This window comes from Nostocoides australiense Ben110 (assembly GCF_001050535.1).
GTDB classification, from domain to species: Bacteria; Actinomycetota; Actinomycetes; order Actinomycetales; family Dermatophilaceae; genus Nostocoides_A; species Nostocoides_A australiense.
In genome coordinates this window covers 4,012,633-4,021,516 of record NZ_HG764815.1, presented here as the reverse complement: position 1 = coordinate 4,021,516, position 8,884 = coordinate 4,012,633, and the positions used below count along the sequence as shown (strand labels likewise).

Below are 8,884 nucleotides of genomic sequence, written 5' to 3'. Positions count from 1 at the left end.
GCTCCTCAATCTCCCGGTCGCGGCGGTCCCGCGAGACCGGGCCCAAACCAGCCCGGGCACCGGCGTCAGCCGCTCGACGCCACTCCACGATGTGCGAGGAGTACAGCCCTTCCCGGCGCAGGACCGCACCCCGCCCACCGTGCTCGGCCGCGTCGTACTCGGCCAGGATCCGCGCCTTGTACTCCGCCGTGAACACCCGCCGCTTGGGCCGGTCACCTCGAGGTCCCATGACCCCATCATCAACGGCCCCATCGGCCAAAGTCATCGTCATCAGCTACTACTCGCTTCTCACCCCGTGCAAGGGAAGGAACTCAGTCGTCGTGTCTCACCACAGCCTGACGCACAGGGGCTACCTGCTCCGCGTCGCCGACACCTATGGCATTCATCCCTTCAGTCTCTTCGAGCGACTGCACGGGATCTCACGGGTGGAACGTCGTCACCTCCGCTGGTCAGGAATCGCGATCTCGAACACTGCGGCTCTGGCGGCCGGCAGAGTCGCAAACCTCGAACCCGAAGAGATCCAGGCGATGCATTTGACCGCCTACGACGGGTCCGCTCTGGACTTCGGCGACCTGACGCCGTCGGTGTTCGACCCCACCAAGGACCTCCCCGCAGACCGACTCCCAATGACGGGGGCGGGACCGCTCGTGAATGCCGCGTGGGACCGCTACTGCCGAAGGTGCCGCGAAGCGAGACCCGGCTTCCGGGCCATGAGTTGGCGCCTGCGTGTCCATCTCGTCTGCATTCATCACGGCCTTCTGCTTGACACCGAAAACCAAAGCCGGGGCGAGCAGATCACGGCAACCGACGACGACATCGCCAGCCAAGCCGAGGTCCTCTCCCGATTGACCCCATCAGAGCAACATGCTGGGTTCTTCGCCGACCTCGACCTGCATCTCGCTTCTCGAATTCCGATGTGGAGGACGAAGCTGCAGGGACGAGAGCGGAAGTCTCCAGAGGCAGTCATCACGTCGTTCACCACCGCAGTCCAGATGGCACGGTCACCGGGGTACCCGGCGTATCAAGGCTTGGCCGAGTGGCCGGTGACGAAGGGCGCGAGAGCACTGAGGGCACCCCGCTGTTTGGGCTTCGTCGGGACCACGTACGGATTCCCTCACCTGCTCCCGACGCACCTCTTCATTCGAGGACTCTCCGATCTGCTCCACCAGCCCGACGTCCGAACGGCCCGAGCAGTCTCGGCTGTGGGTTCCTTCATGAGTGCCACTGGTCGGGACCTATCGACAGCCTGCGTTCTCTTGCCTGAGCGGCGCAGGGCAACTACCGCGGCTAGGTTCCTCAAGTACCTCATCACGCTGGAGGATCAAGGACGGGCGGAGCAATTCTGGAGCCTGTGCGAGATGGCCGCTACCGAACTCCTTCGAGACGATGTCGACTACCGAGATCGCGAGCAACTCTGTTACGACGAGGGGGCCTACCTTGCGGCAACGTCGGCCGAGCCGTCAGCGTACGTGCGCACCGTCCGTACGTGGCTCGTGGACCAATGGGCCTGCACATTCACGTCGAGCAACGTCCGGACCAGCGTCCGCGACGGCAGCATCGAACACTTCGACCGCCTCTACGGGGCAGCAATGCGTTCAGCGCTGGAGCACCACTTTCGCCGGGTCGCCGCGTGACACGCCTCCCTCTCGCGCTTGAGCCTGTGGGTGACGAGAGCTGGGCGTCTTACCTGACGCGTAGAGCTGCACAGCACGGCGCCACGTTGGCTGGGATGGGCAGCCACTTGGGTCTGCGAGACAGTCGCGGCCGATGGCGCGGGCGCTTCGGAGTCACGCTGCCGCCCGAGGACGTCGCGAGAGTAGCGCCCATCCTCGCCCTGGCCTCCACTCAGGTCGAGCAGATGCAACTCGCGGCCTACGACCAACTTGCCTTCGACCTCAGCGGGCTGCCGGAGAGCCACGCCATCGCCGCGACGAGAGCAGCGGCCCACGCCGGCTGGGTCTGGCTGGCTGGCAGCACGTTCTGCCCGCAGTGCCTCGCCGAAGGCGGGGCTTGGCGCCTGAGCTGGCGAATCCCGTGGAACACCGTGTGCCTCAGGCATCAGGTCAACCTCCTCGGTGTATGCGGCACCTGTGGAGGGGTTCCGGGACTCGGCAATCAATTCCACGGATCAGCCCCCGGTCGCGTCGCCGCTGCACCAGATGGACGGCTATGCCAGCACCCCCTACCGGGTCGCTCAGTCTGCAGCGCGGACCTGAGCCAGCAGCAGACGGCAACGGTCAGTCCAGGTCGCCTTCGCCGCGCAGAGATCATGGCCGCTTTGACCGCTGGCGGGCGCGGTCGCGTTGCGGGTGTCGGGAGGACGTCGCTGCAGTCGCTCCGAGCCTGGCAGAGCGCCATCGGCATCGCCGTGAGCCTCGGTGTTGTCCACACTGACGGCTGGGGCCGTACGCACCGCTGGGCCAACCCGCCGCGGGATGCCGACCTCATCGACAGCTTGCTGCAATCGGTCGAACCGCTGATCACCTCTAGCAGCCCCGTGGAGGCCGCCGATGTTCTGGATGGGTGGCTTCGGAACGCCAGCGTCCGTACACCGCATGCCAATACCTTCAACCGCACGACCCAGCCGTCCGCCGCCCTCCAACCCGTGATCGACGAGGTGCTGAGTCGGCATGGCAGAGCCCACACGATGATCCAGCGACGACTCGTGTCCACCGACGGAGCCCCCATCGAGCAGCGCGCGTGGGGAGTCGACGACATCCCCCAGCTCGTCTGGCCCTGCGCTCTGCCCGAGCACCTGCGTCACACCACCAAGCCCGACCAGCGGATACTCCGCGCCGTGGTCTCTATGATCCTCGTTCGCGTGTGCACCGATGCGTGCGACTGGGTGGAGGCCGGCGCCGCACTTGGCTTCCCAGCCGACAAGTCCCGCAACTGGACCCACTACGCCTTCGGCGCGAACTGGGGGATCAAGGACGACCTCCTGGCTGCCTCGCATGCTCTAGAAACGAAACTGGCGACGCAGGCCAACCGCCCCTCGTTCCACCATCGAAGCCAGATCGTAGGCTTTGGCTCCGGGGCTCTCAAGGATGCGCAATCTCCGAGGTGCCTAGATCAAGGAGGCAGCGCCTGGTGTCCCTGCTATCCGTAACCGAGTGCCAAAACTCCGCGTCTGCGATCAATCGCGACCGAACGCCGCACTCACGCTGCGGCCAAGACTCTGCGACGCCGCGCGGTTTAGGACTGACGGGTTGTGCGAATCGCCGGGGCCGCGGACGGTCTTGATCGTTAGATCAACACCATCAGCCGAACCACGGATACCCTGCCTCGAGACGATCGGAATGCAGCGACAGATCGACTGTGCTTCCGTCCGGCCCGTGCGAGGCATGAACGTCGATGCTGGCGTCTCGGAGGAGGTCGGCGCAGAACAAGCGGACAAAGTTTGTGATCGGCGTCGACGGCCCACCCGTTGTCACCGGTCCCTCGTGGTGCCCGTCCTCGTCTCGCGCGGAGTAGGTCGATTCCCACGCACGACCACCGTAACCACATGGCGGATCTCCCCGCCCGCGATGACCTCGTCAACCCACACCGAGTTCGCCAACGAAGGCACCCCGTCGGAGTGGTCGGTTAGGTCCAGCACCATCTCCAAGGAGATGCGCGGACCGCCAGCAGAGTACGCAGCAGCTTGACCTCCGTACGCGGCATGAAGTGCTGGGCGCGACGCATCTGACAGTTCACGCTTCACTTCGATAACCAACCTATGGGAACGGGTCACGGACACGTCGGCGCGCCCCGCAGCGACATCTCGTTCCTCCAAGCGCGTGTACGGCCTCAGGGGTGAGTTCCCCAGCCACTTGTACACGTCCTTCTGCAGGAATTCCTCGCCGAACGGCGAGTCGCCCTCCTCGGGCGGGAACAGGTAGGCGATGTCCTTCTTCCAGCTCTCGCGGCCAGCGTCGACCCGGTCCGCAGTGAAACGCAGGACAGCTGTGACAACCTCGATGAACTCCTCACGGACGGTATTTTCGAAGTCCTCACAGCTTGCGAGACCGTTGACCACCTTCTCCAGGAGGCCGTCTACAACAGGGTCGGTGGACCGAGCCAAGGCACGGGCCCGCCCCTCGGCTTGGTCGTTGAAGAACGCAACGACATCCGGGAGCTCATCTACAGCACGCGCCAGGGTCTCGGCGCCCTCAAAGTCCGCGTCGACGCCGAGCGCGGCGGCCAACGCGGGCGCGGAGCTCCACACTTTTCCCACCGCATCACCACCCACCGATTCCCCGCCGGCGTCGACCGCCTCCAGCAGGGCCTGAGCATCCTCAACCTGACTCTCTGGCAGGTCACTAGCAGCAATAGCCGTACGCAGGTGCTCCAGCAGTCCCTCCTGACGGATGAACGCAGCACGCACGGGCGGCTCCAGAACGACCCGGAGGCCATCCGCCGAGATGACGGTGACCGACCTGGAGGCTTGGTAGGCAGCCAGCACCTGAGACAATGTTTCGGCGGGCTCGCGCCACGCGGCCTTCCCGAGTTCCGGGACCGCCAGGCGCAGCGTGTTCGCCAACGCGAACCACTCAGCCTCCGCCAACCGTCGCGGAGACGCCCAACCGCCCATCGCAGCCCTGGTCGAGAACGCAGCCCGCCGACCAAGTGCCTCAGATAGGGCCGTCACTGCTTGCGCTGGGTCAGGTTGCGAGCTCGTCGGCGCAGCACTGAACGCAACCAGAACGTCCAACGCCGCACGGTAGATGGTCGCGTCGTCACGCGCCTCCTCCGCGGCCTCCACCTTTGCGAACCGCGAGCGAGCCTCGACCAGGCCCTGCATGACAGCTTCGACCGAGTCGGCCTCCAACGCCGAGCGAAGCATCTGCTGCCCTAGCTCGAACAACGCATCGACCTGCGCATCCGGATGCTCCAACAAGATCGTGAGCACGGACCCAAGCGTGTCTTCGCGCCACTGGTCCATCGCCAACCCGACCAGGTGCGGAAGGCGCTCCAACAAGTCCGGAGAGTCATCCAACGTCACCGACGCCATGAACGCCATCGCGCGGAACTTCCCGGTCGCCTCAGTCAGCCCGAGACGGGTCAGCACCTCCAGGTACGCGTAAGCCTGCAGCCCTTGCACCTCACGGGTCGCCTCCGCACGTTCAGCCAACGCACCAGCCAACGCCTTCCCATGCGAGGCAAGGAACAGCGGCGAACATAGAGCGACGTCCGCTGCATCCAAGAACATCACGTTCTGCAGTCTGGGGATGGCGTCCGCAAGCACTGCGAGCAGATCATCGGCGTGAGTGTCGCCAGCTCGGGCTGCAGCCTCAGCCAACGACGCAAACTCCGGAGCAAGCATCAGCACGGCTTCTGCAACCGCAGAGGAGTCGCCCAAGTCCGCCTTGTCGACACGTGCGTACAGCTCATCACCGAACGCGTTCAGCTCGGCGACGTCAGCAGTGTCAGGCACAGCGAGTTCGCTAAGAGCCTCCACCAACGACACGACCTGACCTCCTCACCCTCGCTACCCGAACTCACACCTACCGTGCCCGCGCGGCACCTCTCGACAACGACCCGGTGCCCCTGACTCCATCGTCCTGCGAACCGCCGACAGGACCGCTCACCACAGCGGCCCGCCCTCAAGGTTCGAGTAGATGCTGTCCGCCGGGAGGTGGTCCACAACAGCCGCAGGCTCTGCCGACGCGATGATGACCTGCAACCCAGGCAGCTCGTCCTTCAACGAGTCCAGCTCCTCAAGCAGCGTCGCCTCGTCGTGAACGGTCAGTTCGTCCGAACCTGGCGAGTCCAACAGGATGAGGCCTGGGTGCGACCCGACACCCGCCCGTGCACCTACACGAAGTAGTGCGATGATGACCGCGACCCGGAGCCGCAGCCGCTCTCCGCCGGACACCTTCTTGAACGGAACCTCGGCACCAGCCGTTGTCACCAGCATCCCACCGTTGCGTTGCAGGTCCACCTTCTCCAGGTTCGTGATGTTGAACTTCCGCCCCAGCGCAAGAATCTCGGCGTTGAGGTCGACGAACATCTCCTTCGCCGCCTCGGCCGTCACCTCAGTTAACACAAGGTTTGCAGCTTCGATGACCAACAGCGACTCTGACGGCGGCAACTCTTCGCCACCCTCCGGCATGCTCTCCAGCCGACCCCTCAAACGGGCTTCCTCCAGCTGCAGAGCTACACGGTTCGTGAACTCGTCCGCACGACTCGCACCAGCGAGCTCACGCGCCAGCCGCTCAATCGTCCGCCGCACCTCAATGACGTCCGCAGCCGCAGTCTCCGCCGAGACACGCGCAGCCTCTTCGGCCTCCTTCAACGCCTCAAGCGCGTCCCCGGAGTCCTCGGCCTCGCCCTCGTCACCAGTGTCTGGGTCGGCCTCTGGGAACGGCTTGGTGCACACTGAGCATTCGTGGTCGCTCGCTTCGCGAACCACCCGCGCCTTCTCGAACTCCTGCTCACACCGAGGACAGTGCTTCGGGTTGAGCCCCTGGAACAGCAGCTCGGCCAGCTCCGTTTCACGGTCGCCGTTCGCACGCACTTCCTCAGCCTGCCGAGCGGCCTTCGCCTCATCGAACATGGACCCTGCCGAACGACTGACAGCGGCGAGTTCGTCCAAACGAAGCTCGGCGTGACGAAGCTCCGCGGCGACCACCTCGTACGTCCGGTCACCTTGGGACGGAAGCTCAGCGAACTTCGCCTCCACAGCCGCGAGCTCCGCGACCAGTTCCGCCCGCTCGCCGGCACGCGCCGCAGCATCCTCGGTCATACGCCTGTTCTGGTTTGCCTCGTCCTGCCGAACCACCTTCCCGAGCGTCGAAAGGCGAATCTGCGTGCTCATCAGTGGCACGTTGCAGAACAGCTGGAGGATCCGTGCCGGCAACGCCGCAAACACCACGTCGCCGAAGAGAATCTCCGAACCCGCCCGCGGCAAGTAGATGCCGCCGAAGTACGCCGGCCACGTGTTGTCCTGCGCAGCACCCTGGTCGCTGTTCGGACGTTTCTGGAAGTTCGTGATGGGTTCCAAACTCAACAAGGTCAGCATCAGCTGGTCCTGCTGTTCCTTGAACTCCGCCTCCGACAGGCCTGTCTTGACGTAACTCACCGCGTCAGCCGGAGCGTCACCCGCCAGGAACGCAGACAGAACGTCTGCATCCGATGCTCGAAGGATGTCGGCGACGAAACCCGTCTCCTCCTTCGTCAGCACCACCGCCATCGGTACCCCGTTGACTGAGTACTCCAAGACGATGCGCGTGAACCACAACCGCACGTCGGCCCGGAGGTTGCGCGCGCTGCCACGCAACGCCCAGGTGATGAGTTCGAGCACCGACGACTTCCCCCGAAGGTTCTCGTTCGTGATCAGGGCGGTGACCCCGTCCGAGAACTCGAACACCGCGTTGAAGGGACCATCCCATTGGGTTCTCGTGCGCTCACCCGAGAATGACAGCCGCCGAACATCCAACCCTCGCTGAGCCGGAGGCACCGGAACCAACGACACCGCGTTCGCCTTCAACACAGTCTCGACCACTTCGACGCCGACGCCAGCCTTCGTCGCGATCTTCTCGGTCAGTTCACCCGGACTCGGAACACTCACGCCGACTCACCCTCCAAACCTGCACGAATGTCCGCCAATCGTTTCCGCGCCCGCTCAGTGATAGACGGGATACGCACCCCGTTCGGCGTCTGCAAGTACTCCTCCTGGATGTACTGCCTGTCCTTCAACTGAGTCGCACCGTGACCACTGGCTAACTGCACAACCAGCGCCGACCGGAACGAGTACCAAGCCAAGTCCTCATACTCCGCCCGAATGCGCACCACCATGTCCCGGCCCGCCTGAAGCAAGAAGTAGTTCGTCTGCACCACGTGACCCGGCCGACCCTTCCTCCGACGAACCACCAAGTCCGCCTGCCTGAGAACAGCCAACGCGTCCTCAAGGTCCTCGTACGCACCGAACAGGTAGCGGAGCATCGGATAGCGGCGCAGCTCCGGCTCCTCGCCATCGAGAATCTCGCCAGCCATGTGCAGCAACGCAGGGTCCTGGTCGCCGTTCACATAGTCGTTCAACAACTCGTTCGCCAAGTAGTCGGGGTTCCGAACCCAGAAGTCCAACTTCTGCAGGCGCACCTGCGTACGGACCACACCGATCGCTGTCTCCAACCTCGGGTCGTCAGCGATTTCCTCAGTCAAAACTGGCTCAGCCGCTTCGTTGATGAGCATCAACAGGCGCACTGCGTCCTGCATCCGCGTCGTGGGGCCGCCCATCAACATCCCTCCAAGGTCAACAACACTCACCCTCCCACCGCCAGGACCTCAAGTCGATGCCAATGCAATCAGGTCAAACAGCGGTCTCGCCCGCATCCGGATCGCCTCGGAACGTCCAAGATGCCGTAGGGGGTGCTCCGCGGGGAAGCGGGTACCGGGTCTACGAGCGTGTCCGGTGTGGACGCCTGTCTCAGAATCCTCGGCTCAGCACGTCTCAGATTGGCTGGAGGGGGCCGCGTCCGTCTCAGAGTCGGTCAGCGTTGACAGTCAACGTGTCCGGCAAGCGTGAATCCGAGACTTGGCCGGGGATTCTGAGACCTGTTGAGACTGCGGGGGGGTCGGTGCTGATGATTCTGAGACTAGGCATCCTCCTGACGATCGGGAACTCGGGCGAGCAGGCGGCGCGTCCGGGCTGCCGCGACCTCGGGCCGTAGGGCCATGGATCTGCCACTGAGGTTCCCCCCGGACCGTGGAGGCATCGGCACTGAGGATTGAGATGCCAGAGCCTGACGACGGCGCCGATGTGGACCGCATCTTCGCGTTCAACCCACTGCCGGGCAACTACACGGTCGGCCCCTTGACCCTCTCCGCGCTCGATTTGCCGGACCATGTGCCGAATTCAGGGGTGGGCATCGCCGTCCGCGATCTCACCATCGCCTACACC

General features: G+C 64.6%; 5 protein-coding genes and 2 pseudogenes. 3 read left to right on the top strand and 4 right to left on the bottom strand.

Annotation, left to right across the window (positions count from 1 at the left end):
• A pseudogene (locus BN11_RS24435) lies at positions 1 to 211 on the bottom strand (IS3-like element ISAar46 family transposase); the annotation flags it as partial.
• Between the two features lie 16 nt (positions 212 to 227).
• Here BN11_RS24435 and BN11_RS19835 point away from each other — a divergent pair.
• From BN11_RS19835 to BN11_RS24865, 3 genes and pseudogenes are all read left to right on the top strand, one after another.
• Positions 228 to 1,634: a TniQ family protein gene (locus tag BN11_RS19835; protein ID WP_083433908.1), complete on the top strand. Its 1,407-nt coding sequence runs from the start codon at positions 228 to 230 to the stop codon at positions 1,632 to 1,634.
• Positions 1,631 to 2,059: pseudogene (locus tag BN11_RS26240) on the top strand (TniQ family protein); the annotation flags it as partial. The gene BN11_RS19835 and the pseudogene BN11_RS26240, both read left to right, overlap by 4 nt.
• A 210-nt stretch (positions 2,060 to 2,269) precedes the next feature.
• Positions 2,270 to 3,109 carry a hypothetical protein gene (locus BN11_RS24865; protein ID WP_048700125.1) on the top strand — a complete coding sequence of 280 codons (840 nt, stop codon included), beginning with the start codon at positions 2,270 to 2,272 and terminating at the stop codon, positions 3,107 to 3,109.
• 321 nt (positions 3,110 to 3,430) lie between these two features.
• Here BN11_RS24865 and BN11_RS19825 read toward each other — a convergent pair whose 3' ends face one another.
• The 3 genes from BN11_RS19825 to BN11_RS19815 form a co-directional block, all read right to left on the bottom strand.
• Positions 3,431 to 5,449, bottom strand: coding sequence for a hypothetical protein (locus BN11_RS19825; RefSeq protein ID WP_048700123.1), 2,019 nt, complete (start codon positions 5,447 to 5,449; stop codon positions 3,431 to 3,433).
• A 117-nt stretch (positions 5,450 to 5,566) separates the two neighbouring features.
• On the bottom strand, positions 5,567 to 7,552 hold the full coding sequence (locus BN11_RS19820; protein WP_048700121.1) for an ATP-binding protein: 1,986 nt from the start codon (positions 7,550 to 7,552) through the stop codon (positions 5,567 to 5,569).
• A complete protein-coding gene (locus tag BN11_RS19815) occupies positions 7,549 to 8,250 on the bottom strand; it encodes a hypothetical protein (RefSeq protein WP_235435562.1) in 702 nt (233 codons plus the stop codon). The genes BN11_RS19820 and BN11_RS19815 overlap by 4 nt, the downstream gene beginning before the upstream one ends.
• Positions 8,251 to 8,884: the final 634 nt, after the last annotated feature.

Excerpts from the sequence above, each read along its gene's own strand:
- BN11_RS19835 (WP_083433908.1), top strand. The coding sequence starts at position 228 with ATGACCCCATCATCAACGGCCCCATCGGCCAAAGTCATCGTCATCAGC.
- BN11_RS24865 (WP_048700125.1), top strand. The coding sequence starts at position 2,270 with ATGGCCGCTTTGACCGCTGGCGGGCGCGGTCGCGTTGCGGGTGTCGGG.